This is a genomic window from Pseudenhygromyxa sp. WMMC2535 (assembly GCF_011083025.2).
In genome coordinates, this window is sequence record NZ_JABJWV010000001.1 from 2,166,708 (window position 1) to 2,191,374 (window position 24,667).

General features: G+C 71.3%; 21 protein-coding genes. 16 read left to right on the top strand and 5 right to left on the bottom strand.

Annotated elements, in window-relative coordinates; all coding sequences use genetic code 11:
• Positions 1–1,359: 1,359 nt before the first annotated feature.
• The 3 genes from G6O69_RS08170 to G6O69_RS08180 all read right to left on the bottom strand — a co-directional run bounded on the left by G6O69_RS08170 (position 1,360) and on the right by G6O69_RS08180 (position 3,876).
• Positions 1,360–2,013 carry a glutathione S-transferase family protein gene (locus G6O69_RS08170; protein ID WP_217909794.1) on the bottom strand — a complete coding sequence of 218 codons (654 nt, stop codon included), beginning with the start codon at positions 2,011–2,013 and terminating at the stop codon, positions 1,360–1,362.
• Between the two features lie 31 nt (positions 2,014–2,044).
• Positions 2,045–3,553, bottom strand: a complete 1,509-nt coding sequence (gene pepD, locus G6O69_RS08175) for a beta-Ala-His dipeptidase (RefSeq protein ID WP_172302960.1) — start codon at positions 3,551–3,553, stop codon at positions 2,045–2,047.
• Between the two features lie 89 nt (positions 3,554–3,642).
• Positions 3,643–3,876 (bottom strand): hypothetical protein, encoded by a 234-nt coding sequence (locus G6O69_RS08180; protein ID WP_172302961.1) that lies wholly within the window; start codon positions 3,874–3,876, stop codon positions 3,643–3,645.
• 51 nt (positions 3,877–3,927) lie between these two features.
• Between G6O69_RS08180 and G6O69_RS08185 the strand changes: the two genes are divergently transcribed.
• The 6 genes from G6O69_RS08185 to G6O69_RS08210 all read left to right on the top strand — a co-directional run bounded on the left by G6O69_RS08185 (position 3,928) and on the right by G6O69_RS08210 (position 12,178).
• Complete coding sequence (locus G6O69_RS08185) at positions 3,928–4,911, top strand: serine acetyltransferase (protein ID WP_172302962.1); 984 nt, start codon at positions 3,928–3,930, stop codon at positions 4,909–4,911.
• 64 nt (positions 4,912–4,975) lie between these two features.
• Positions 4,976–6,199 (top strand): serine/threonine-protein kinase, encoded by a 1,224-nt coding sequence (locus G6O69_RS08190; RefSeq protein WP_172302963.1) that lies wholly within the window; start codon positions 4,976–4,978, stop codon positions 6,197–6,199.
• A gap of 23 nt (positions 6,200–6,222) precedes the next feature.
• A complete protein-coding gene (locus tag G6O69_RS08195; RefSeq protein ID WP_172302964.1) occupies positions 6,223–6,708 on the top strand; it encodes a hypothetical protein in 486 nt (161 codons plus the stop codon).
• Positions 6,709–6,846: 138 nt separating this feature from the next.
• Positions 6,847–7,923, top strand: coding sequence for a tetratricopeptide repeat protein (locus G6O69_RS08200; RefSeq protein ID WP_172302965.1), 1,077 nt, complete (start codon positions 6,847–6,849; stop codon positions 7,921–7,923).
• A gap of 32 nt (positions 7,924–7,955) precedes the next feature.
• A complete protein-coding gene (locus G6O69_RS08205; protein ID WP_172302966.1) occupies positions 7,956–10,418 on the top strand; it encodes a VIT and VWA domain-containing protein in 2,463 nt (820 codons plus the stop codon).
• Entirely contained in the window at positions 10,415–12,178 is a 1,764-nt protein-coding gene (locus G6O69_RS08210) for a hypothetical protein (protein WP_172302967.1), read from the top strand. The genes G6O69_RS08205 and G6O69_RS08210 overlap by 4 nt, the downstream gene beginning before the upstream one ends.
• 29 nt (positions 12,179–12,207) lie before the next feature.
• On the opposite strand, the gene G6O69_RS08215 is transcribed toward G6O69_RS08210, so the two are convergent.
• The gene (locus G6O69_RS08215) at positions 12,208–13,164 is read right to left on the bottom strand and encodes a DUF1835 domain-containing protein (protein ID WP_172302968.1); all 957 of its coding nucleotides are present in this window, start codon (positions 13,162–13,164) and stop codon (positions 12,208–12,210) included.
• 310 nt (positions 13,165–13,474) lie between these two features.
• Between G6O69_RS08215 and G6O69_RS08220 the strand changes: the two genes are divergently transcribed.
• The 7 genes from G6O69_RS08220 (at position 13,475) to G6O69_RS08250 (ending at position 20,411) form a co-directional block, all read left to right on the top strand.
• Positions 13,475–14,005, top strand: a complete 531-nt coding sequence (locus G6O69_RS08220) for a hypothetical protein (protein WP_172302969.1) — start codon at positions 13,475–13,477, stop codon at positions 14,003–14,005.
• 44 nt (positions 14,006–14,049) lie between these two features.
• Complete coding sequence (locus G6O69_RS08225) at positions 14,050–15,048, top strand: L-threonylcarbamoyladenylate synthase (protein WP_172302970.1); 999 nt, start codon at positions 14,050–14,052, stop codon at positions 15,046–15,048.
• A 91-nt stretch (positions 15,049–15,139) separates the two neighbouring features.
• A complete protein-coding gene (locus tag G6O69_RS08230; protein ID WP_172302971.1) occupies positions 15,140–15,727 on the top strand; it encodes a hypothetical protein in 588 nt (195 codons plus the stop codon).
• A gap of 122 nt (positions 15,728–15,849) precedes the next feature.
• Entirely contained in the window at positions 15,850–16,677 is an 828-nt protein-coding gene (gene proC / locus G6O69_RS08235) for a pyrroline-5-carboxylate reductase (RefSeq protein ID WP_172302972.1), read from the top strand.
• A gap of 56 nt (positions 16,678–16,733) precedes the next feature.
• A complete protein-coding gene (locus tag G6O69_RS08240; RefSeq protein WP_172302973.1) occupies positions 16,734–19,379 on the top strand; it encodes a TonB-dependent receptor plug domain-containing protein in 2,646 nt (881 codons plus the stop codon).
• A gap of 69 nt (positions 19,380–19,448) precedes the next feature.
• Positions 19,449–20,087 carry a DUF938 domain-containing protein gene (locus G6O69_RS08245; protein ID WP_346017139.1) on the top strand — a complete coding sequence of 213 codons (639 nt, stop codon included), beginning with the start codon at positions 19,449–19,451 and terminating at the stop codon, positions 20,085–20,087.
• A 114-nt stretch (positions 20,088–20,201) separates the two neighbouring features.
• Positions 20,202–20,411 carry a hypothetical protein gene (locus G6O69_RS08250; protein ID WP_172302975.1) on the top strand — a complete coding sequence of 70 codons (210 nt, stop codon included), beginning with the start codon at positions 20,202–20,204 and terminating at the stop codon, positions 20,409–20,411.
• 145 nt (positions 20,412–20,556) lie between these two features.
• On the opposite strand, the gene G6O69_RS08255 is transcribed toward G6O69_RS08250, so the two are convergent.
• The gene (locus G6O69_RS08255; RefSeq protein WP_217909795.1) at positions 20,557–21,750 is read right to left on the bottom strand and encodes a S41 family peptidase; all 1,194 of its coding nucleotides are present in this window, start codon (positions 21,748–21,750) and stop codon (positions 20,557–20,559) included.
• Positions 21,751–21,894: 144 nt separating this feature from the next.
• On the opposite strand from G6O69_RS08255, the gene G6O69_RS08260 reads away from it, so the two are divergent.
• The 3 genes from G6O69_RS08260 (at position 21,895) to G6O69_RS08270 (ending at position 24,659) form a co-directional block, all read left to right on the top strand.
• On the top strand, positions 21,895–22,314 hold the full coding sequence (locus tag G6O69_RS08260) for a hypothetical protein (protein ID WP_172302977.1): 420 nt from the start codon (positions 21,895–21,897) through the stop codon (positions 22,312–22,314).
• Between the two features lie 95 nt (positions 22,315–22,409).
• Positions 22,410–23,117 carry a Crp/Fnr family transcriptional regulator gene (locus G6O69_RS08265; RefSeq protein ID WP_172302978.1) on the top strand — a complete coding sequence of 236 codons (708 nt, stop codon included), beginning with the start codon at positions 22,410–22,412 and terminating at the stop codon, positions 23,115–23,117.
• 3 nt (positions 23,118–23,120) lie between these two features.
• Positions 23,121–24,659, top strand: coding sequence for a S41 family peptidase (locus G6O69_RS08270; protein ID WP_172302979.1), 1,539 nt, complete (start codon positions 23,121–23,123; stop codon positions 24,657–24,659).
• Positions 24,660–24,667: the final 8 nt, after the last annotated feature.

Sequence of the window (24,667 nt, forward strand, 5' to 3'; positions counted from 1 at the left end):
GGCCCTTGCTCGGGCGCTCGAGGGGGGCCTTTTGCGGGGTCTTCTGCTTCGAGAGCTGCACCGCGGCCTGTTCGGCGGAAGCCTTCCCACCCCTGCGCTCTCGCCGGGTCGCGGGCGACCAACATGATGGAGCAGCATAGCCGGCTCGGTGCTCGGCGCGGGCCCCTTCCGCTCGAGCGGCCTGCTCTACGTTTGCGGAGAACATGCCGGCGCTCGCGGGGATGGCCCTTGCTCGGGCGCTCGTGGGGGCCTTTTGCGGGGTCTTCTGCTTCGAGAGCTGCACCGCGGCCTGTTCGGCGGAAGCCTTCCCACCCCTGCGCTCTCGCCGGGTCGCGGGCGACCAACATGATGGAGCAGCATAGCCGGCTCGGTGCTCGGCGCGGGCCCCTTGTGCTCGAGCGGCCTGCTCTACGTTTGCGGGGAACATGCCGGTGCTCGCGGGGATGGCCCTTGCTCGGGCGCTCGCGGGGGGCTTTTTGCGGGGTCTTCTGCTTCGAAAGCTGCACCGCGGCCTGTTCGGCGGAAACCTTCCCACCCCTGCGCTCTCGCCGGGTCGCGGGCGACCAACATGACGAAGCAGCATAGCCGGCTCGGTGCTCGGCGCGGGCCCCTTCCGCTCGAGCGGCCTGCTCTACGTTTGCGGAGAACATGCCGGCGCTCGCGGGGATGGCCCTTGCTCGGGCGCTCGAGGGGGGCCTTTTGCGGAAGATCATGCTTCGAGAGGCAGACCTCTCTTTTGTCGGCGACGGAGCCCCCCCTCGCCAAAGACGCGCACAAAAGGGACAGCAGGGGACCCTCTGAGCGAGTTTTGCGTACGTACCACCCCTTCGGAGCGATCACCCACGAGAAGGCCACCATCCCTCCAACGAGCCACCCGTCGGAGTCAGCAAGCCTGTCCGAGCACAGAGGGTCCCCTGCTGTCCCGTGCGCGTGTCTGCCGAGCAAGAACACCCTCGCCAAAAAACCACGAGGTCCTCCGACCCCTCGCCAAAAACCACGAGGCCCCCTCAAACGAGAACCACTCGAAGACCCCCCGTTGCCGGCGACGGAGACACCCCTCGCCAAAGACGCGCACAAAAGGGACAGCAGGGGACCCTCTGAGCGAGTTTTGCGTACGTACCACCCCTTCGGAGCGATCACCCACGAGAAGGCCACCATCCCTCCAACGAGCCTCCCGTCGGAGTCAGCAAGCCTGTCCGAGCGCAGAGGGTCCCCTGCTGTCCCGTGCGCGTGTCTGCCGAGCAAGAACACCCTCGCAAAAAACCACGAGGCCTCCTGCCCCACGCGCGTGCTCGCCGAGCTGCCTGGCGAAGCCGTAGACGAAGATCGCCTCCAAAAGATTGACCGCAAAGCTTCCGCTCAGGCCGAAGCGCTCGGCCGAGCGCTGATCTCCTCATACCAGCGCGCAGTGTGCTCCGGCAGCGTCAAATCCATCCGCTTCCCCCCCTTCGCAAAGTCCAGCGTGACGAGCAGCACGATGTCCGCGACCGAGAAGTTCTCCCCCGCCACGAAAGGATGCTCGCCAAGCTGGGACTCCACGCAATCGATCATCCGCGCAAACACCTGCTTCGAGAGATCCACCAGCGCAGGGATCTGCTCGAAGCCCTCGCGGACCCCAGGGACCGCTCGACCGGCGAAGGCCGGGTGGCTGTGGCGCAGCGCCGCCGCGACCTGGAGATAGCCGTCGATCTCCACCCGCCGCGTCCACATCTCGATCTGCGCGACCTCGACCGCGTCGCGGCCCATCAGCGGCGGCGTGGGGAAGCGGTGCTCGAGGTAGCGGCAGATCGCTTGGGACTCGGCGATGTTGCGCCCATCCTCGAGCTCGAGCACCGGCACCGCCTGGAAGGGGTTGCGCGACGCGAAGGGCTCCGCGAACTGGCCGCCCTCGCCGAGGTCGACGGGCACGAGCTCGACCTCGAGGTCCTTCTCGGCCAAGAAGATCCGTACCCGGCGCGGGCTCGGGGCCCAGTTGTTGTCGTACAGGCGCAGGCCTTCGAGCTTGGTCGGCATGGGGGCGATGGTAGCAGCGCGCGCGCGACCCTCAGTCACAAAGCGCCGCCACCACCCCGACCGCGAAGCGCCAAAAAGGCTCCACCGAGGCCAAGCCCAGGCTCTCGCTCGGTGTGTGCGCGTTGAAGATGTCCGGGCCGAAAGAGATCATCTCCAGGCCTGGCACCCGGCTGCCGAGCACGCCGCACTCGAGCCCGGCGTGGATCGCCTCGAGCCGGGGGGGGCGGCCGAAGAGCTCGCGGTAGACCTGCTTGGCGACCTCGACGAGCTCGTTGTCGGTGCGCGCCTCCCAGCCCGGGAAGGCGTGGCGGAATTCGACGACGGCGCCCGAGGCCTCCAAAGTCAGCTCGCAGCGCTCTTGAAAGATCTCGACGGCGCGCGGCTTGGACGAGCGGGCCATCTGGACCAGGGTCAGGCACTCGCCGTCGGTGGTGATCGAGCCGATGTTGTTGCTGGTCTCGACGAGGCCGGGGATGACGGTGGACCAGCTCAGCACGCCGTGACGTTGGGCGCGGAGGGCCTCGAGGATCGCGCGGCTGGTCATGGCCGAGACTGGATCGGGGACGGCGGCGGCCTGCTCGGCGTCGAGCACTTCGAAGCGGACCTCGAGGCCGGGGTCGCCCTCGGCGAAGGGCAGGCGCAGGCGCGCGCCGGCTTTTTCGAAGGCCTGACCGAGGGCCTCGACCCGGGAGCGGGCGCACCACAGCAAGGTCTCGGCCTCGCGGGCGATGGCGTTGGGTCGCCCGCCGCCGTCGCAGCTGGCCAGGCGCACGCCCTCGAGCACGACCTCGGGGGCGACCATGAGCTCGACCAGGAAGGCGATCGCGTTGGCCCGGGGCTCTTGGATGTCGACGCCGCTGTGACCACCGCGCAGGCCGCCGACGCTGAGGCGGACGACCTCGTCGTCGCTGCAGCGCGGGCCGCGATCCAGGCGCCAGTTGGCGTGGAGCTCGCGGCCGCCGGCGCAAGACAGGTAGACGCTGCCCTCCTGCTCGGCGTCGAAGTTGAGCAGCCGGCGGGCGCGGAGCATGCCCGGCTCGAGGCTGAAGGCCCCGCTCATGCCCTCTTCTTCGTCGGCGGTGAACAGCAGATCCAAAGGCGGGTGGTCGAGGCCGGGGCTCAGGGCGATGGCCAGGGCGGTGGCGCAGCCGATCCCGTTGTCGGCGCCCAGGGTCGTGCCCTCGGCCCGGAGGATCTCGCGGCTTCGGCCGGCGACCTCGGCCTGCTCGCGGTGCAAGCTGATCGGGTCGTGAAAGAAGTCGTGGGCCACGTCGGGCCGCTTCTCGCAGACCATGTCCATATGACCCTGGATCGCCAGCGGGGAGCTGTCCCGACCGCGGCCCTTGCCGGGGGCGTGGAGCACGAGGTTGCCGCCCTCGTCGGTCTCACACTCCCAGCCCTGGGCCGACGCGAGCGCACGCAGGTACTCGCGCACGCCGGCCTCGTGGAGCGAGGGTCGCGGGATGCGACGGATGGCGTCGAATTGGCGCCAGAGTTCGGCGGGCTCGAGCCCCTCGAGGGCCTTGGCGACCTGCGGCATGTGGGGTCAGCTTAACCCTCCGGCGGCCTGGCCGGAAAGCTGCGCCGAATTCGCGCCCGCCAGGTCCAGCGCCCTGGCGCGCGCACGCGCTACTCGTCGTCTTCGAGCACGCGAGTCTGCGCCAGGCGGATTCGCCGCAAGAGCATGTCGACGCCCTCGCGCAGCTGCGGGGGCGCCGAGGGCATGATCAGCTCGCTGCGCTCGAGCAGCTTGAGCAGGCTGCCCCAGCCGTCGATGTAGGCCGCGAGGCGCGGGCCGTCGAGGTCTCGGGTGCGCTCCAACAGGAGCTCGCGGACGATGTCGTCGAGGGGGTCGTGATCCACGAGCGAGGAAACCTCCAGGCGGGCGCGAGCGATTGTACGCCGCGAGGCTCCATGCGCCCAAAAGCCATCGGATTTTCAGAGGTCGGCTTCGGCGCCGACGACCTCCCTCGCGCAACCAGCTACAGTGCCGAGGTGCCCGACATCAAGCGGCAGCTAGCGACGGCGATCGACGGCATCTTGGGCTCGTACCAGGAGCACGGCAACATCAACCACCTCGACGGCAGCAACCTGCCCTCGCGCGCGGAGATCGGCCAGCTCCTCGACGACCTGCTCTCGCTGATCTTCCCCGGCTACCTCGGGGCCGAGGAGGTCGACGAGCTGAGCTCGCGCTACTTCGTGGGCGAGCGCTGCGTCCGCAGCCTGCGCAGCCTCGAGCGCGTGATCGCCCGGGCGACCAACATCCAGCGCGAGCGTCGGTCCTGCACCGCCGAGATCGGCGCCGTCGAGGCCCACGAGCACGCCATCGACCTGCTCGCGCACATCCCCGAGATCCGCGGGCTGCTGGCCACGGACGTCCGCGCCGCCATCGACGGTGACCCGGCCGCGTGCAGCCGCTCCGAGGTGATCACCGCCTACCCGGGGATCACGGCCATCGCCGTGCACCGCATCGCCCACCACCTCTACCGCCGCGGCGTGCCGATGATCCCCCGGATGATGACCGAGCTCGTCCACGGGCGCACCGGCATCGACATCCACCCGGGCGCGACCATCGGCGAGAGCTTCTTCATCGACCACGGCACCGGCGTGGTGATCGGCGAGACCACGGTGATCGGCGCGCGGGTCAAGCTCTACCAGGGCGTGACCTTGGGCGCGCTCTCGGTCGACGTCAGCGAGCGCGCCCGCGGCCGCAAGCGCCACCCCACCCTCGAGGACGAGGTCACGGTCTACGCCGGGACCACGATCCTCGGCGGCGAGACGGTGATCGGCCGCGGCTCGGTGATCGGCGGCAACGTGTGGCTGACCCACAGCGTGGCCCCGCGCTCGACGGTGATGCTCGACAAGCCCTCGCTGCGGATCATCACCCACGACGAATGACCAGCTAACTAGCTAGCTAGCTAGCTGAAGCCGCCTGCTCCCGAGCTGTTAGAGTGGCGAGCGCATGTCGAGCGCTGCGCTATCTCCCGGGACCGAGCTGTGTGGCCTGAGCGATCGCTACACCCTCGAGTCCAGCCTCGGCCGGGGAGGCTTTGGTGAGACCTACGCCGCCCGCCGCGAGTCCGACGCGGCCGAGGTCGTGCTCAAGGTCCTGCGCGTGGATCGCCTCGACGACCTCAAGGCCATGGAGCTGTTCGAGCGCGAGGCTCGGGCGCTGGCGAGCTTGGATCACCCGGGCGTGCCGCGGACCTTCGAGCACTTCGTGTGGGACGGCGAGCGGGCCCACCCCCTCGACGCGGGTCTGCACCCCGGCGGCGACGCCGACACGCCCGAGCGCCCCGCCGCGCGCTGGGTGATGGTCCAGTCCCGCGCCCCGGGGCGCTCCCTGGCCGAGCACATCGCCGCTGGCCAGCGCCTCGACGCGGCCACCCTCGAGGCCCTGCTCCGCGCCCTGCTCGAGCTCCTCGACTACCTCCACGGCCTGCACCCGCCGCTCGTCCACCGCGACATCAAGCCCGCCAACGTCATGCTCGCCACCGGCCCGAGCGGCCCGCAGGTGACCCTGGTCGACTTCGGCGCGATCCAGAGCAGCGCCCGCGCGGCCGACTCCGTGGCCTCGACCAGCGTCGGCACCTTTGGCTTCATCCCCATGGAGCAGATGATGGGCCAGGCCCGCCCGGCCTCGGACCTGTTCGCGGCCGCCATGACCCTCGTCGTCACCGCCAGCCACCGCTACCCCGAGGACCTGCCCTTCGACGAGAACAGCGGCAAGGTCGACCTCGACGCCCTCGGCCTGCCCCTGAGCCCGGGCCTGCGCCGCGCGCTCTCGGCCATGCTCGAGCCGATCGTCGGCAAGCGCAGCCCCAGCGCCCGCGCGGCCCTCGAGCTCCTCCACGCGCCCGCGCCACAGACCCTCCCGGCCGCCCTCCCTCGCCCGCAGGCCCCCGCCCTGCCCGCGCAGCCTCGCCACCCCTGGCTGTGGAACGGCGCCATGGGCCTGGGCGGCCTCGGTGCCGGCTCGATCTACCTGGTCTTCTTCGACAGCCTCTCGGAGACGGCGCTGATCCAGCTCAGCGCCCTGTGGCTCGCCCCCCTCGCCTTCGGGGTCATCGGGCGCCTGGCCGACAGGGCCGGCAAGCCCCACCCGATCGCCTCGGCCTTCCTGGGCGCGGGCGCCTGCGTCGTCGCGCTGATCTTCTTCATCTACGCCATCTTCCCCGCCCTGTGATCCACCCTCGCGCCTCGAAGCCCATGACCACCCCCCGCCCAGACGCCAACGACACCGCCCAGCGCCTGCGCGACGTCTACATCACCCTCGGCTCGATCATCGCCGACACCCGCTCGCTGCCCCTGCGCCGCTACGCCAGCGAGGAGATCAGCTTGCACCTCGAGTCGATCCAGCGCCACATGCTCGAAGCCGAGCACGAGCTGCGCGCCCTCGCCGAGCTCCTCGATCGCCCCCTGCTCGAGCTCCCCGAGACCGAGCCCGAGACCTCCCCGGGCCCCTTCGTCAGCGTCCTCGCCTCGCGCGAGCTCCCCGAGCTCCACGCGCTCCGGGCCCAGCTCGCCGAGCTGATCCTCGCGCACGGCGGCAGCGTCCCCGACGACCTCCCCGACGGGCCCGAATCCGAATACCAGGACGCGCCTGGCATCGCGCCCAAGCTCAGGCTCCTGCTGATCGCCTTCGCCATCGGCGCGATGCTGAGCGTGGCCATCCTCGCCCTCGTCCTCGAGTAGGGATGGCTCGCGGGCCTGGCCCTGCGAGGCGGGCTCGCCCGATGACTACCCGCGGATCCGCGCGAGCACGCCGCGCTTGCCCAGGCACCTTCCCCCCAAAGGAATACCCCCCAGCGCCCAAGACGTCCCCCGCCCGAGATGTCCCCAACCCTATGCCTGAGCGCCCTCCTCCTGGCCGCGCCAAACTTCACGGTCACCCCCATCGACCAGCGCCCGCCTCGCGAGTCCACCCCCGAGCGCCAGGCCGAGATCGAGCGCCTGCGCGCCGCCATCGAAGACGAGCCGCGCGAGCGAGCGCACCGCCAGGCCCTCACTCACGCGCTGATCGACGCCGGCGAGCTCGAGCAGGCCCTCGAGGCCGCCCGCGCCTGGCGAGCCATCGACGCCTACAACCTCGTCGTCGTCCGCCTCATCGGTGACATCCTCAGCGACCTCGGCCGCCCCGAGGAGGCCCTGCGCACCTACTCCGCCGTCACCGAGCTGCTCTCCGAAGATCCCGAGGCCCAGCGCGCCCTGGCCGGCGTGCTCGAAGCCCGCGGCGAGCTCGAGGGCGCGCAGCAGCGCCTCGAGGTCGCCATCGCCCTGCGACCCGAGGACCAGCGCCTGAGCTTCGAGCTCGCCGACGTCGCGATGCGCCGCGGCGAGCTCGAGACCGCCGCCGCCCGCTTCGAGGCCATCGCCGGTAACGAAGATGCCCCCACCGCCCTGCGCTACCCCGCTCGCCAGCGCCTCGGCCAGATCTACGCCGCCCACCGCCGCGCCCAGACCAGCGACGCCGCGCGGGCCGAGTGGAGCGCCAAGATCGACGCCCTCGAGCTGCGCGGCGGGTCCGAGAACGACATCAAGGTCTACCTCAGCTGGGACACGGACCGCACCGACGTCGACCTGTGGGTCACCAACCCCAAGGGCGAGAAGGTCTACTACCAGCACCGCAAGGGTCGCTTCGGCGGCGAGCTCTTCGACGACGTGACCACCGGCTACGGCCCCGAGAGCTTCACCGCCCCCGAGGCCGCCGCCGGCACCTACGCCGTCGAGGTCCACTACTTTGGCGGCAGCGCGCTCAAGGAAGCCCGCGGCGAGGTGATGATCGTGGTCGACGAGGGCCGCGAGGGCGAGGCGCAGCACGTCTTCCCCTACGTGCTGCCCAGGGTCGGCCAGTCCGTGCGCGTGGCCGAGATCGAGGTCGAGACCGCCAACAACGAGGAGAACGAATGATGCGCCCCTGGGCCCCCCTATTGTCTTTGGCCGTGCTCCTGCCGCTCGCCACCGGCTGCGTCAACACGGCCGCCACCAACCCGCAGTCCGGGCGCACGAGCGTCGCCGCCTCCACCACCAACCCGGACGCGGCCCAGACCACCTGGCTCGCGCAGATCGAGGCCGCCCAGGCCCCCCTCGGCCCCGGCAGCCTCGAGGTCGACTCCGCCGGCGGCGAGACCACGCCCCTGGCCCTGACCGCCCTGCGCGTCGACGTGCACCAGGCGGGGAGCTACGCCCGCTACGAGGTCGAGCACATATTCGAAAACCCCGGCGACGCGCTGCTCGAGGGCACCTTCCGCTTCCCCATGCCGAGCGGGGCGATCGTCACCGGCCTGGCCATGGAGGTCGACGGCCAGCTGATCGAAGGCGAGATCCTCGAGCGCAGCCGCGCCCGGGAGATCTACGAGGAGATCGTCGACAGCATGCGCGACCCCGCCTTGCTCGAGTGGGAGGCCGGGCGCGTGTTCAAGCTGCGCGTGTTCCCGATCCAGCCCGGCGAGCGCAAGCGGGTGATCCTCCGCTATCAGGCGGCCCAGGTCGCCCACGCCGACTCGCCCAGCGGCCGCGCGCTGCTCGTGCCCACGGCCGCGCCGGCGATGCAGGGCAAGATCCCCCACGTCGAGGTCTCGGTCGACGGTCAATCCGTGCTCGCGGTCGACGATCACGACGCCGCCGAGAACCTCTATGTCCCCGTCGAGGTCGCCGCCGCGCCGGCCTACGTGCAGGAGCGAGGCGCCGCGGGCGAGCGCTACCTGGCGGCCCGCGTCGAGCTCGACTGGTCCACGGTCCCCGCCCCCGAGGTCGATCCGAGCGCGGGCCGGCGCGTGGTCATCGTCGTCGACAGCTCGCGCAGCGCCCTCGAATCCTGGGGCCTGGCGCAGGACTCCGTCGCCGCGCTGATCGACAGCCTGGGCCCGCGCGACAGCTTCGCCTTGGTGGCCGCGGATCTCCAGACGCGGCGCTTTGGCCAGGGTTTCGTGAGCGCCAGCGCCGAGACCCGACGCGCCGCGCTCGCCTTCCTCGCCGCCATCGAGCCCGACGGCGCCAGCGATCTCGGCGCGGCCCTCGACGAGGTCGGCGCGCTGCTGCACCAGAGCGCTGGCGCGAGCCTGACCCAGGTCGTCTACGTCGGCGACGGCACCCCGACCTGGGGCACCACCGAGCCGGCCGCCCTCGCCGAGCTCGCGGCGGCCAGCTTGGCCGGGGCCCCGCTGCACGCCCTGAGCCTGGGCAAGCGCGAGAGCCGAGACACCCTCGAGTCGCTCAGCGGAGCGAGCGGCGGCCGGACCATGCGCCCCGAGTCCCCGCAGCAAGCCCGGGCCTTCGCCACATTCTTGCGCCAAGCCCCGAGCCTGCGCCGGCTCAGCGCGGTCGAGCTCGAGCTGCCCGGCCTCGAAGGTTCGAGCGAAGACCCCCTCACCTCGGTCCGCGGGCCGCTGCGCAAGACATGGTTCGAGGGCGAGCAGCCCGTGGTCCACCTGCGCCTGCCCGCCGACGCGCCGGCCCCGGAGGCGATCTTGGTCCACGCCAAGACCTTCCTGCGCGACGAGGTCCTGACCCGGCGCGTGGACCTGGGCGCGCCCGAGCCCGCCGTGGGCGTCCGCCAGCAGTGGGCGGCCCGCGAGCTCCAGGCCCTCGAGGCCGCCGGGGACAAGGCCGGCGCCGTGGCGCTCTCGGTCGAGCACGGCGTGCTCGCCAAGCACACGGCCCTGCTCGTGCTCGAGAGCGAGGAGGCCTACGAGCGCTACCAGATCGAGCGCCGCAGCCAGCGGGCGGCCGAGCAGCGAGATCCCCAGGTCTCCGGCCGCGACCTCGAGGGTGGGGATCCTTCGCCCTACCTCGGCCCCGGCGACCTTCAGCCCGGCGACCCCGAGATCCACATCCCGGCCGCGCGCGACGCCCAATCCGTCGAGGTCGTGTTCCCCTTCGGCGAGACCAAGGCCGCGCGCTGGGAGGAGGCCCTCGGCCAGTGGACGGTGCGCTTCTTGGTCGACGACGACACCGAGCCAGGGACCTACGCGGTCCTGGTCCGGATCACCCACGCCGACGGCCACGTCGAGATCCTCCACCTCGACTACACCATCGACGTGCAGGCGCCGGCGCTGAGCTTGGAGCTGCGCCCGCGGGACGATGGCGCCTGGGACGTGCTCGCCCACCAGGTGCTGACCGAGGCCGACGCCGCCCGCGAGCGCGCCGAGGGCCTGCACGACCCGAGCGCGCCCGAGCAGGCCGCGACCCTCGACGCCCGCCGCGTCGAGCTGCTGATGCCCGACGGGCAGACGCTGAACCTGCGCCGCGGCACGGCCGGAAACTTCGCGCGCCGCTGGCAGCCCCGCGGGGCGATCAGCTGGCCGGCCACCGTCAGCGTCGTGGTCACGGACCGCGCCCTCAACTACAGCCGCGCCGAGCTCCCGCTCGCGCCGCCGGACTCGGACTCGGAGCCGCGACGATGAGCACCCTCGCGACCACCTGGGTCCTCGCCAGCCTCGCCGCTGGCGTCCTCGGCCAACCCCTCGAGGTCCACACCGCGACCCGAGACGTGCGCGACTGCGCGGCCCTCGAGCATGGCCTGAGCGCGGCCGCGACCGAGGGCGGGCTGGTCCTCGTCGACGCTCACGGTCGAGCCTCGGCGCCCCTGACCGCCCTCGACGGCCTGCCCGAGACCCGCAGCCATGTCGTCGCCGCCGTCGACGGCCAGGCGGATCAGCTGTGGGTCGGCACCGAGGGCGGCCTCGCAAAGGTCACCTTCGACCACGATCCCGCCGACCCCGACGCCGGCCCGGCGAGCCCGCGCGTGCTCGCGGTCCATCGCTCGGCGCCGGTCCGCGCCGTCCTCGAGCTCGACGGTCGGACCTACGTGGGCACCTGGGGCGCGGGCGTGCTCGAGCTGCGCGGCGACGAGCTCGTCCCCCTCGCGGGCAGCGAGCCAGCCGCGCTGGCCAAGCAGCCCCTCGCAGATCGGATCACCGCCCTGGCGGCCTGGGACGGGGAGCTCGTCGTGGCCAGCGCCGGCGCCGGCGCGTGGATCTCCGGCGCCGAGCTGCTCCCCGGCGTCGACGGCCTGGTGTGGAGCCTGGCCGTCGACCACGACCGCCTCTACGCCGGCACCCTCGCCGGCGTGCTCGCCCTCGACCGCGGCGCCGAGGCCGCGATCACGGTGAGCAACCACGACGCGCGCGCCCTGGCCATGGTCGACGGCGCGCTAGAGATCTCCGACCGCGGCCTGGGCCTCGTCGACCTCGACGGTCACGGCCTCGCCCCCGCCCGGCAGCTGTGGGGGATGGACGGCGGGCGCTGCCTGGCCAGCGCCGAGGGCCTGTGGACCCGCGACGAGGGCGGCCACGACTGGCGCCCGAGCCTCGACGCCGGTCTGCCCTCCGGCGACATCACGGACCTCCTGCGCGTCGGAGATCGCCTCTACGCCGCGACCTTCGACCGCGGCGTGATGGTGCTCGAGCAGGGCCGCTGGACCGCCCTGCCCGACCCCGAGGGCATCGTGGATCCCCAGGTCAACGCCCTCGCCCGCACCCCCGACGGCGCGCTGTGGATCGCCACCGCCCGCGGGCTGCTGCGCACCGACAGCCGCGGCGCGGTCACGCGCTGGACCACCAAGCAGGGCCTGCCCCACGACAGCGTGCTCAGCCTCGCGACCACCGCCGCGGGCGAGCTGATCGTCGGCACCCACGCCGGCGTGGTGCTCATGGACGAGCAGGGAGATCCGCGCCCCCTCGGCCGCAAGGCCCGGCGCTGGGCGACCTGGGCCGTCGCCCCGGCCAAGGACGGCGGCCTGTGGCTGGGGACCACCCAGGGCCTGATCCGCTGGCGCCCCGACGGGACCTGGCGCCACCTCTCGATGCTCTCCGGCCACCTCGAGGACAACTGGGTCACCGCCTTGGCCGTGGAGAACGAAGGTGGGGTCGAAGTCGTGCACGTGGGCAGCTACGCCGGCGGCGTGGTCAGCCTGCGCCCCTCCCCCGAACAGAAAGAAGAATGGAAGGTCGAGGTCCTCGGCGGCGGACGGGTCAACCCGGGCGGCCTGCGGGTCGTCGACGGGGCGCTCCACGCCGCGACCATGAAGGGCCTGCTGGTCCGCGAGGGCAAGCGCTGGCGCGCGGCCGAGGTCGGGCTGTTCGAGGACGTCACCAAGGTGCTCGCCGTCGACGGTGGTCTGTGGATCGCCAGCCGCCGCGGCCTCGAGCTGCGCGCGCGCTGAACCAGCGAAGACCGCCCGAGCGCCCGCGCTCAGCCGCGGGCGCCGATGATCTCCACGCCGCCGCGCCAGCGAGACGGCCCGAGCGCGGGCGGGCCGGCCAAGTCGAGCCAGTTGGACGTGCCCGCGAGCACCGCTCGGCCCATGTCCGTGAGCGAGAGCTGCTCGCCGGGGAAGTCCCCGAGCATGGTGATCAGCGGCGCGGCCGGGTCCGCGAGCTCGCGCAGGTAGCTCCAGTACATCGTGTCGCCCAGCCAGGGCATCGGCTCCCTGCCCTGGAGCAGCGCCCCAAACACCTGGGCAGCAAAGGCCGCGCCCTGGCTGGCCTCGAGCGCCGTGATGATCTCCAGGCTCAGGCGCTGGGTCAGGCCGAGGCCGTCGACCTCGCCGGGAAATTCGTCGAGGTGACGCGCGAGCGCCCCCGCCAAGAAAGGCAGCGCTTCGCTGCGCCAGTCGCCCTCGCGCAGGCGCGTGGGGTCCGGCTGACGCAGCGCGCTCCAGGCCGCCTGGGCGAGCTCGAAGGCCGCCGGCGTCAGGCGCTGGCGCCCCTCGTGGAGCGCCGGGAAGTGCTCGGGGCGCAGCTGGCCAAAGCCGATGAAGCGGCGCAGCTGCGGGTGGCGATCGATGGACACGATGCGCAGGCGATCGTGGAGCTCGGGGTGCTCGGCCAGGGCCGCGAGCACCTGGATCAGCATGCTCTGATCGTAGAGGTCGTGCTCGAACCACAGGCAGACCTCGGCGTAGTCGTGCAGCCGCGCGATCAGGCTGGTCGTGGAGATCAGCTTGGCCTCGAGCTCGGCCAGGGGGATCTCCCAGGCCGCGCTGATCCAGGCCCGGCGGCGCGCGAAGTACTCGGCCTCGGGGAGATCGAGGACGGGCCCCTGGCAGACGGGGTCCGCCCACTCGAGGAAGTCGGCGTCCTCGAGCAAGCCCGCGGCGCCGAGGGAGTCGCGGATGTCGCTGCCGCAGCGAAGATGAAGCGTGCGCACGGGCGCAGTCTAGTTCGCGATGCAGAGGAGTTAAAGGGCTCCGGCACCTGACGTCGTTGCTCGTCGGTCATTCGTGCCCGACAAACTCCGACATGTGCGGAGGGATGGCCCCCGACGGTTTCGTGCCCTGCCCCCCTGCGGAGGGGTCGGTCGACGATCCCCGAGAATGTGCATGTGCTTGCACCTCGTATCCCGAACGCTCGTATCACGAATGACAAATATATCAAAGGCGCACGCCAGACACATGTCTGACACCGTGTCCCAATCGACTAGTTTGCGCGGTGATACGTCGAGCTGTTAGACCGCCGCCATGCATGTCAGCAAGCCTCTTCATGGCACTCTGTTCGCGGCCTTGGCCATGTTCGCGTCGATCTCCTGCGTCGACATTCAATCGGACGAGGACCTCGAGCAACAAGCCCCCAATGCCGACACCGACGTAGACTCCCTCGACACTGGCACGACCTTCGGCGAGCAACAATTCAGGGGTTCTTGCACGGCGGAGTGTGCCGACGGAAGCCTGGTCTCCACATCGTGTGATTCACAGTGCACCATCAGCGACCAAGTCTGTAGCGACAGCGCCTCTGGCTATGTCCAGTGCGAAGGTGAGACCGCCGTGCAGTGCTCCAGCGACGCCTGCGAGGACTCTTGCCCAACCGCGGGCTGCGATGCCTCTTGCTATTTCAACGGCACCGAGTACGCCCACGGCACGATGCACTCCCTGGGCGCGACCTGCAGCGCGAAGCTCGACGGGTATTGCATCGGTGGCGCCTGGCCGGGCTACGACTGCATTGCGAGCGGACAGTGCTACGCCACCTGCGACAACGGCGAGTGGGTTCACTGAGCCGCGCTTGGTCGCGCCCCAAACCCGCGCTACCCTGCCCGGCCATGGCCGTCCTCGCCGTCGACCCTCACCAGCCCCAGGCCGCGCCGATCGAGCGCGCCGCGGCGGTGATCCGCGAGGGCGGCCTGGTCGCCTTCCCCACGGAGACGGTCTACGGCCTGGGCGCCGCCGCCCTCGAGCCGCGGGCCGTCGCGCGGATCTACGCGGCCAAGGGTCGCCCGAGCTACAACCCGCTGATCGTCCACGTCCTCGACGCGAGCTGGGCCCGCGAGCTCGTCGAAGACTGGCCGCCGCTGGCGGCGACCCTGGCGGACGCGTTTTGGCCGGGACCCTTGACCGTGATCTTGCCCAAGCGGGCCGAGGTCCCCGACCTCGTGACCGCCGGCCTGGACACGGTCGCCTTGCGTGCGCCCGCGCACCCCGTGGCCAGGGCCCTGCTCGCGGCCGCGGGGCGCCCCATCGCGGCCCCGAGCGCCAACCGCTTCCAGGGCGTGTCACCGACCACCGCGGCCCACGTGCGCCGCTCTTTGGGTGAGGATGCGGCGCTGATCCTCGACGCTGGCCCCACGCCCGTGGGCATCGAGTCCACGGTGCTGGATCTGTCCGGCGAGCGGCCCACGCTGCTGCGGCCCGGCGGCTTGCCCATCCCCACCCTCGAGGCGCTGACCGGCCCGCTCACGCGGGGCACGGTGATCGCCGACGGGCTCCCCCGCGCGTCGCCGGGCATGGTCGAACGTCACTACGCGCCGGACGCCCACGTCCACATTTTGGGCCGCGAGGACCTCGTCGAGCGCCTCGCTGCGCCGGGCCATGGCGGGCTGGTGGGCGCCCTGGTCATGCACGCCGATACGAGCGCGATCTCGGGCGTCCACGCCCTGAGCATGCCCGACGATCCCCTGGCCTACGGCCGCATGCTCTATGCCGCGCTGCACACCCTGGAAGAGCTCGGCTGCGCAACGATCCTGATCGAGTCCGTACCCGATCCCGCCCACGATGCACGCTGGGCCGGCGTCGCCGATCGCCTGGCCCGAGCCGCGCGCTGACGGCCCGCCCCTGAGCCACCGGCCACAGACCATGGGCGTGCAGATGCTCGCACGGTAGCAGCGACGCGGCCGAAGTCGCTATCCTCTCGCCATGCGCTCGCCGCGGTCTCTCCTCGTGTCGCTCCTGACCGCTTGCCTGCTGGCCGCTGCGCCGGCGGGCTGCGGGCTCTTCGGCGAGCCCAAGGCCGACGTCGACAACCCGGTGCACTTCACCGACGACGGCTTCGCCTTCGACCACCCCGGCAACTGGGAGACCCAGGTCGAGCGCGAGGACATCGACGAGGTCACCTTGACCACGGTCTACGTGCAGTCGAAGTACGGCAACGCCATGGTCATCGTCCAGCAGTTCACGCCGGCGGTGCCGCTGAACTACGACCAGCTCGCCGCCGACTTCATGCTCGGCATCGAGGAGGGCACCCCCGACATCGCCAGCGTCGAGGAACTCGACGGCGGCGATCGCCCGGTGATCCACCGCGAGCTGCTCGGGGCCGAGCGCGAGGGCCGAAAGGTCCGCTACGCGCCCTCCGTGCTCGGCGAATCTGTCGCGCACACCGTCGAGATCTACTTCGTCGAGCTCGAGGCGCGCACCCTCGTGATCTACACCCAGGTGCCCGACGAAGATCGCGGCAAGGCCGAGCGGGGCTTCGACCTCGTGCTCGACTCGCTCGTCGAGACCTGAGAGTCCGAGAATCTTTCCACCACGCGCGGGGCCGCTTCGAAGCTCCGGGGGTGACAGCCGCCCTACGAGGCTACCGCGCCCAGACTCGCCGCGATCTGCGAGTGTGTGCTACGACCGCGGTCATGCTCGACACCCCTGGGAGCCTGTGCGTGCTCGGCTGTGGAACCATGGGCGAGGCCATCACCGAGGGCCTGCTGCGCGCCGGCTGGCTGAGCCCCGATCGCGTCGTCGTCACCGCCCGGCGCAAGGCCGTGGCCGAGGAACTCCACGCCCGCCTCGGCGTGCAGGCGACCACCGACAACCTCGCGGCCTGCCGCGGGGCCGAGGTCGTGCTCGTCTGCCTCAAGCCGCAGCGCTACCTCGGGATCTTGGATCAGCCAGCGATGCGCGAGGCCCTGAAGGGCAAGCTGCTGATCTCCATCGCCGCCGGCGTGACCCTGGACAAGCTCGGAACGTGGCTGCCCGAGACCGCGCTGATCCGCGCCATGCCCAACACGCCAAGCCTGATCCGCGAGGGCATGACCGTGCTGTGCCGCCGCGACGCCGACCAGCCAAACGCCGCCAACGACGACCAGCTGAGCTTGGCCCGGCGGATCTTCGACTCCGTGGGCGTCACCCTCGAGCTCGAGCCCAAGCACATGGACGCGGTCACCAGCCTCAACGGCAGCGGGCCGGCCTTCGTCTACGTGATGCTCGAGGCCATGGCCGACGGCGGCGTGATGATGGGCCTGCCCCGGGACGTGGCCGTGACCATCGCGGCCCAGGTGTTCCGCGGGGCGGCGGCCATGGTCCTCGACACCGACATGCACCCGGCGGCGCTCAAGGACCAGGTGACCACGCCCGCGGGCTGCACGATCGCGGGGATCTTGACCATGGAGGACGGACGCATCCGCTCCGTGCTCGCGCGCACGATCCAAGAAGCGGCCAAGGTCGCCAGCGGCCTCGGCTGACGGCCCCTCGAGTCGCCCGCGCAGCCGAGCGACCCCAGACCCGCTATCATGCGCCGGTGCTCGGCGCCTCGATCCTGCTCGCGAGCGTGGTGCTGGGTCCACCAGCCCCCCCGCGCGACGAGACCGACGCGGCGACCCGCGAGCGCTCGACTTCAGCGCAGGCCGAGTCCGGGCAGGCCGAGACCGGGCAGGCCGAGTCCGGACAGGCCGAGTCCGACTCGCCCGAGACCGGGCAGACCGAGACCGACCCGCCCGAGCCCGACTCGCCCGAGCCCGGCCCCGCCACCCACGCCCAGCTGGTGCTCACCGTCCTCGTCCGCGGTCGCCGGGACCCCGTGGCCGGCGCGCGCGTCTACCCGCTCCCGTCGACCTCCGCGGCCGAGCCCGACGGCCAGGCCGCGGACACGCAGGTCAGCGCCACCGCCGAGCCGCTCGAGACCGACGAGCGCGGCCGCCTGCGCGCCTGGCAGACCCCCGGCCTGCGCCGCTTCGAGCTGCGCGCCGAGGGCTTCGAGGCGCTGACCTTCGAGGTCGAGCTCGTCGTTGGCGAGCGCGCCGAGCTCGAGCTGCGCCTCGAAGAAGCCCGCGGCGGCAACCGCTATCGGACCGTGGTCGAGAGCGAGCGGGCGGAGATCGCCCTGAGCCGGACCAAGCTGCGCGAAGAAGAGATCCACGAGCTCCCGGGCAGCGCGGGGGACCCCTTCTCGGTCGTCCGCTCGCTCCCCGGCGCCTCACAGGTCGCGGGCTTCTTGCCTTATGTGGTCGTGCGCGGGGCCGCTCCGGGCAACACCGGCTACTACCTCGACGGCGTGCGCGTGCCCCTGCTCTTTCACGTCGCCGCCGGGCCCTCGGTGATCCACCCCTACTTCATCGAAGAGGTCGACTTCTACGCCGGGGGCGCGCCCGTCCGCCTCGGCCGCTACGCCAGCGGCATCGTCGAGGGGCGCACGCGCGAGGCCGGCCGCGACCGCCTGCGCGGCGAGGTCGACCTGCGCCTGACCGACGCCGGGGCGCTGCTCGAGATCCCCTTCGATCGTCCCCTCGACCGCGACTGCCTCGCCCAGGCCGAGGCCGCAGCCGAGGCCGAAGCTGGCTTGGAGAGCGCGTCGACGCCCACCAGCGCACGCGCCCGCAAGCAGGCCGAGCGCAGCCGCCGACGAGACTGCCGCGGCCCCGGCCGGGGCACGCTGAGCATGGCCGGGCGCTACAGCTACACCGGCCTGATCCTCTCGGCGATCCCCAGCCTCAACATCAAGCTGCGCTTTTGGGACTACCAGCTGCGCCTCGACCACGACCTCGGCCGGCGCGCTCGCTACACGGCGCTGGTCTTCGGCAGCTACGACGAGCTCGGCCCGGCCCAGGCGCTCGTCGACGAGATCGACGAAGACGGCGAGGTCGTCAGCACCGTCGACGACGACCCCGATCCCTACGTGCGCTTCGAATTCCACCGCATCGATCAGCGCATACGCCAGCGCCTGCGAGGCGGCGGGCGCATCGACTACAAGCTCGCCCTGGGCCTGGATCGCTCGGGCGTCCAGGACATCCGCATCGACGAGTGGCGCGTGGCCCCGCGCATCGACGCCCGCGTCCCCCTGGGCGAGCACCTCGACCTCGGCCTCGGCCTGGATCAGGAGGTGCAGATCTTCCGCCTGCCCGCCGGCCTGACCAGCGCCTCGCTGGGCGCCAACGTCGAGGACCTCGCGCTGCTCCTGGGCGAGCGCGAGGTCTCGGTCACCGGGCTCTACGCCGACCTCAGCTACCGCCGCGGGCGCTTCGAGATCCGCCCGGGGGTGCGCGTGGATCTGTGGGTCCAGCGCGGCGTCAGCCCCTACCTGCCCCAGGCCCGCAGCATGAGCACGGCCATCGGCGTCGACCCGCGCGTGCAGGTCCGCGAGCGACTCTCCCCGCGCTGGACCCTGCGCCAGAGCCTGGGCGTCTACCACCAGCCCCCGGATCCGCCCCTGCCGATCCCCGGGATCGAGAGCATCGGCCTCAGCGACGGGCTCCAGCGCAACATCCAGGGCGCCTTCGGCTTCGAGTGGCGCCTGGCCGAGTGGGCCGAGCTGAGCGCCGACGCCTACCTCGGGCGGCTGAGCAACATGCAGGACTATGAGCTCAGCGAGGGCTTCGCCGTCGACGAGTACGAGGACTTCCTGGTTCGCGTCTCGGGCTGGAGCTGGGGCGTGGAGACCATGCTGCGGCTGATCCCCGACGGGCGCTTCTACGGCTGGCTGGCCTACACCCTGAGCTGGTCCTACCGCGACTTCCCCGTGGGCGGGTGGGCCCCGGCGACCTGGGACCAGCGCCACATCCTCAACGCCGTCGCCGGCTGGGCGATCAATTCCAAGTGGCGCCTCGGCGGGCGCTTCCACGTCAACAGCGGCCGGCCCTACACCACCGTCGAGCGCCTCGACGACGGCACGCTCGAGGATCTGAACACCGCGATGGCCGAGCACCGCAACAACGCCCGGCTGCCGGCCTTCTTGCAGCTCGACGCCCGCGTCGAGCGCGTGTTCACGCTCCGCGACCTTCGCCTCCACCTCTACCTCGACCTGACAAACGCCAACTTGGCCCGCGAGGTGCTGCGCTGCGACTCGCTGGCCGAGACAGACGATCCCAGCGCCGAGATCCTGCGCGGCTGCGTGAACCCCCAGGCGATCCGCTACGTGCTGCCCTCGCTCGGCTTTCGCGCGGTGTTCTGAGCACACGCGGCACCGAGTTCCATGACCACCGCCGTGGCCACCCGAGGAGCCGCGCGCTATGCAGGGCTCGTGTCCGAGGATCCCCGACTCGACTACCCCGCCACCAACCGCAACCGCGAGCCGATCCTCGCCCAGCTGCGCGCGCTCTTGCCCGCCAGCGGCGTGCTGCTCGAGATCGCCAGCGGCAGTGGCCAGCACGCAGCCCACTTCGCCCGGGCGCTCCCCAAGCTGCGCTGGCAGCCCACGGACATCGACGCGGCCGTCTTCCCCAGCATCCGCGCCTGGAACGAGGACCTCGACAATGTCCAGGCGCCCCTGCACCTCGACACCACCCACGACCCCTGGCCGGTCGAGCGCTGCGACGCGATCTTCTGCGCCAACATGATCCACATCGCGCCCTGGGAGGCCTGCCTCGGCCTGCTCGACGGTTCGGCGCGAGTCCTCGAGCAGGGCGGCGTGCTGATCCTCTACGGCCCCTTCATGCGCGAAGGTGCCCACACGGCACCCAGCAACGCGGCCTTCGATGAACGCCTGCGCGCTCGAGATCCCCGCTGGGGTGTTCGCGACCTCGACCACCTCACCGAGTTGGCAGCGACGAAGGGCCTGCACCTCGACCACGTCGCCGACATGCCAGCCAACAACCTCACGGTGCGCTTTACACGGACTTCGGGACATGTGGCCACACACGTAGCCAAAGGACGCAACTGATCCTGTGCAAACAGGAGGGTGTCGAGGAGGCTGAATTCAAAGATTGCACATGAAGTCGTCGATCTTCGATGTGGCATGAGCCGTGCATCGCAATAAACGCGAGTTCGCGCACATATGCGCTGCCATCGAGTCACCCCCCACGCCGAGGACGACATCATGTTCCGCTACGACCCCAACCACATCGAGTTCATCAACCGCTTCGTCGACGCCGTCATCGTCCGCCCCATGTTGGACGACCTGCGCCGCGCCTCGGAGACCCGGGCCATGTTCCGGTCACATCAGCCGAGCAAGCCGCAGGAAGCCCGCGAGACCGAAGCCGCCTGAGCCAGGCCGAGCGTCCCCGGCCAGAAGCCTGGCCAAACTCGGATGGCAAAGCGAAGAGCCGCCGCGACAGCAGTCGCGCGCGGCTCTCGTATTTTCGAAGCAACCAGGGTTGGCGCCGCGCTCAGTCGGCGCCGCGCTCAGACTCTCAGTCGGCGAGCGCGTCGACGGCCGCCCGGACCCCGGCCGCCCCGCTCGCGTCGCTGACCCGCACGTCCGGCGTGACCCCGCGACCGTCGATGCTGCGATCCTCCGGCGAGTAGTAGCGCGCGACGGTCAAGGTCAGCAGCGAGCCGTCGGCGATGCCGATCACCTCCTGGACCATGCCCTTGCCGAAGCTGCGCTCGCCGACCACCCGGGCGCGGCCGCTGTCTTGGAGCGCGACGGACAGCAGCTCGGCGGCGGAGGCCGAGCGCTCGTCTTGGAGGACCACCAAGGGCGTGCTCCGATCCGTGCCGGCGGCGGTGGCTTTTTCTTCGCGAGAGATCACCCCGCCGCGACCGCGGGTCCGGGTGATCACGCCCTGGGCGATGAACATGTCGGCGACGAGCACGGCCTCGTCGACCTCGCCGCCCGGGTTGCCGCGCAGATCCAGGATCAACCCGTCGAGCCCCTCCGCGCCGGCCTGGCGGCGCAGCTCGGCGAGCTCGGCCTCGACGCGCTGCGCCGTGCCCGGGCGAAAGCCATGGATCGCCACGCGCCCGATCCTCCCGCCGCCCTCGCCCTCGAGGCTCGCGCTGACGAGATCCTCGACGCGGAGCTTGGCGAGCTCGAGCGCGAACGCGACGCGGCCCGCCCCCTGGTCGACCTCGAGATCGATGCGCTCGCCCGGCGCCCCGGCGAGCATCATCTGAACCTCGACGTTGCTGAGCATGTCTTCGCAAGGCTCGCCGCGCACGGCGAGCAGGCGATCCCCCGGGCCGAGGCCGCGCCTGGCCGCGGGGCTGTTGGGATGCACCGCCAGGACCTCGACCTCGGCGCGCTCGCCCTTGCGGTGGAGCTTGGTGACCAGGCCAGCCTCGGCGCCCTGACGCTGGCGCTCGCGGGCCAGCTCCCGCTCCGCCGCGGTCAGATAATTACTGTAGGGATCCAGCCCGCTGATCATGTGCTTGAGGCCACGGGCCAGCAGATCCGGAGCGTTGACCGGGTCCACGTGGCGATCCAGGACCAGATCCAAGCTGGCGTGGAAGTTTTGCCGGTCGAGGGGCGCCTGGTGGCGCTTTTCGGCCTGGGCCTCGGGCATCGCGGCTTGCACCACCAAGGTCGCGGCGACGCCCAGGCAAGCACCCAAGCACAAGGACCAGCGAGACGAAGACACGACTTTCATGGTGAAGGAGGGCATCGGCCTGGTCCACCAACGACTCGCGGGGTTCCCCGGTGCGCGATCTTCCCTGGCCCGCTTCGTCATTTTTTTCTGGAGCACCTCGTCCTACATGTAGGATATTTGAGCACCGCCCAGACTCGGGCGCCATCCAGCGAGAACGCCATGCAATCGACCGCGCGCACGCCCCTTCGCATCACTCCCCTCCCCCGTCCCGGCCGCCGGGTCACGGAACGCCGCCAAAACCGCACGAACCGCACGGCCGACGCCCTCGAGCTGGCCCTGTCCGGCGCCGTGGAGCGTGCAGGCATCGACGTGGTGCTGATCGCCGACGATCGCGGGATGATCGTCTCCCACAGCCAGACGGACCTCGATCTCGAGATGCTCGCGGCGATCACACCGATCGTGGCCCGCGGCCGGGCCAAGGCGAGCATCAAGCGCAACGGAGCCCAGCGCGAGTTCGGGGTCAAGTCGATCCGCGTGTTCGACGAGACCCTGCACGTGGCCGCCCTCGGTGGCGACGCGTCCGCGCGAGCCCTCGGCCTGATGCAGGCCGTCACGGCGGCGCGCCGGATTCTCGCATAGCCGCCTGTTCAGGGGGGCCGAGGTCGGGACAAAAGGACGTGATTTAACGCCGGGCCCCTTTGGCGTCACGTCCGCAAACCGTTACACTCGCCCGCATGGCCGTCGAGCCCGCGGAAGCCGAAGAAATCCGCAACCATCTGTTGCGCTACACCGGGTGGGACAAGGTCCCAGAAGAGGTCATGAAGCCCCTTTGCGAAGGAGCTTCACGCCTGGAACTCAAGCGCAAGCGCCCAGTATTTCGTCGAGGAGATCCAGGACCTGGGCTCTTCCTCGTTCGCTCTGGGGAATTCAAGCTCAGCCTGATCTCCTCGGAGGGGCGGGAGCAAATTCTATACCTGGCAGGGCCGGGCAAGCTGATCGGTGAGGGCTTCTTGCCCCGCGAGGTCCAGTGCGCCGCGTCTGCCTTCGCCATGTCCGACGGCGAGGTCTGGCGCTTCGACTCGGATCTGGTCATCAAGCTGCTCTCCCAGTCCGAGGGCATGGCCTTCGCGCTGATGCGCCACCAGGCCTTCCGGGCCAACCGGTTGATCGACCTGATCTTGGACCTGTCCCTGCGCTCGGTTCAGCGCCGCCTGGCCAGCTTCCTCTACACGCTGGCGATCCGCAGCGGCGCGGAGCAGGGCAAGGCGCACACGATCCCCCGCGCCCTCGACATGAACACGGTCGCGGCCCGGCTGGGCACCGTACGCGAGGAGATCTCGCGGGCGCTCAACCGCATGCAGCGAGAGGGCATCCTCAAGCTCAGCCGCCAGGAGATCGTGGTCCTCGACCTCAGCGCCCTCGAGGCGGTCACCTACGAGTAGCCCATGCGTCGGCCTGCTCGCGCGTTGGCGACGCTGGCCCTCGCCGGCGCCTGGCTGACGCTCCCCGCCTGCAAGGGCGGCAAAAAAGAGGGGCGCGAGGACCCCTACTCCCTGTCCGAGCTCGAGGCAGAGGGTCCTCCGCACACGCCCGACTGCAAATCCTGGGCTGAGCTCGAGCTCGGCTCGCTTCCGCCCCTGCCCGAAGGTCCGCACGTCGCCACCTTCGACGCGGTGTGGCGGACCGTCGCGCAAAAGCACTTCGACCCCACCCTGTCCTGCCTCGACTGGCCGGCGCTGCGCGAGCAGTACGCCAAGCGCGTCGCCGAAGCCGGCGAGGACACGCAGGCCGCCTACGCGGCGATCAACGAGCTGCTCGGGCTGCTCGGCCAGAGCCACCTGATGGCGACGCCGCCCAGCGGCAACGCCAAGACCCACGCGCGCGAGCGCGGGCCGGCCGTGGTCCCCGTGGCCGTGCGCTGGATCCCCCTCGCGCCCGGCTCGAGCGAGCGCGGCGCGGTGATCGTGGACGCCGCGGTCGGCGGACACCCAAGCGGCGTGCCCACGGGCGCGATCTTGAGCGCCGTCGCGGGCGAGTCCATCGCCGAGCTCGCCGCCGAGACCATCGCCAGCCTCGAAGACCCCAGCCAAAACGAGGTCGCCTTCGCCGTGCGCCGGGCCATCGACGCCACGCTCAGCTGCCCGGCCGAGGGCAGCAAGGCGCTGAGCGTCCTCGACCCCGCGGCCGACGACCAGATCCGCGAGATCACCGTACCCTGCTTCATGCCCGAGGGCGAGCGCATCAGCCTGGGCAACCTCCGCAACCTCCCGACCACCGTCGACTGGCGGATGCTCGACGGGAACGCGGACGGCGACGCGGACGGCGACATCGGCTACCTGGCGTTCAACTACTGGATGCTGCCCATGGTCGAGCGCGTCCGCGCCGGCGTCACCCAGCTGCGCGGCCAGGGCATGCGCGGGATGATCATCGACCTGCGCGGCAACCCTGGCGGCGTCGGGGCGATGTCGATCCCGATCGCGCGCATCTTCGTCGACAAGCCGGCCAGCCTCGGGCGGCTGCAGATGCGCGAGTTCAACCAGGAGTTCAAGGTCGACGCCAACCCCGACGCCTTCACCGGCCCGGTGGCGATCCTCGTCGACGAGGGCACGGCCAGCACCTCGGAGATCTTCGCCATGGGCATGCGCGATATCGGCCGCGTGACCATCGTCGGCGCCGGCCCGAGCGCCGGCATGGCCCTGCCTTCGCTGATCGAGACGCTGCCCGACGGCGGCCTGCTCCAGTACGTGGTCGGCGACTATCACAGCACCAAGGGCGCGGCCGCCGAGGGCGAGGGGGTGATCCCCGGGCACGCCGTCGACGAGTCCCGGGCCGACTACGTCGCCGGCCGCGACCCCGTCCTCGACAGCGCCGCGGCCTTGCTCCGCGAGCAGCTCGGGGCCACGCCAGAGCCCGTTCCAGACACCGAGCCCGCTCCAGACACCGAGCCCGCTCCAGCTCAGCCCTCCCCCGAACCTTCGCCCTGAGCCCCGGC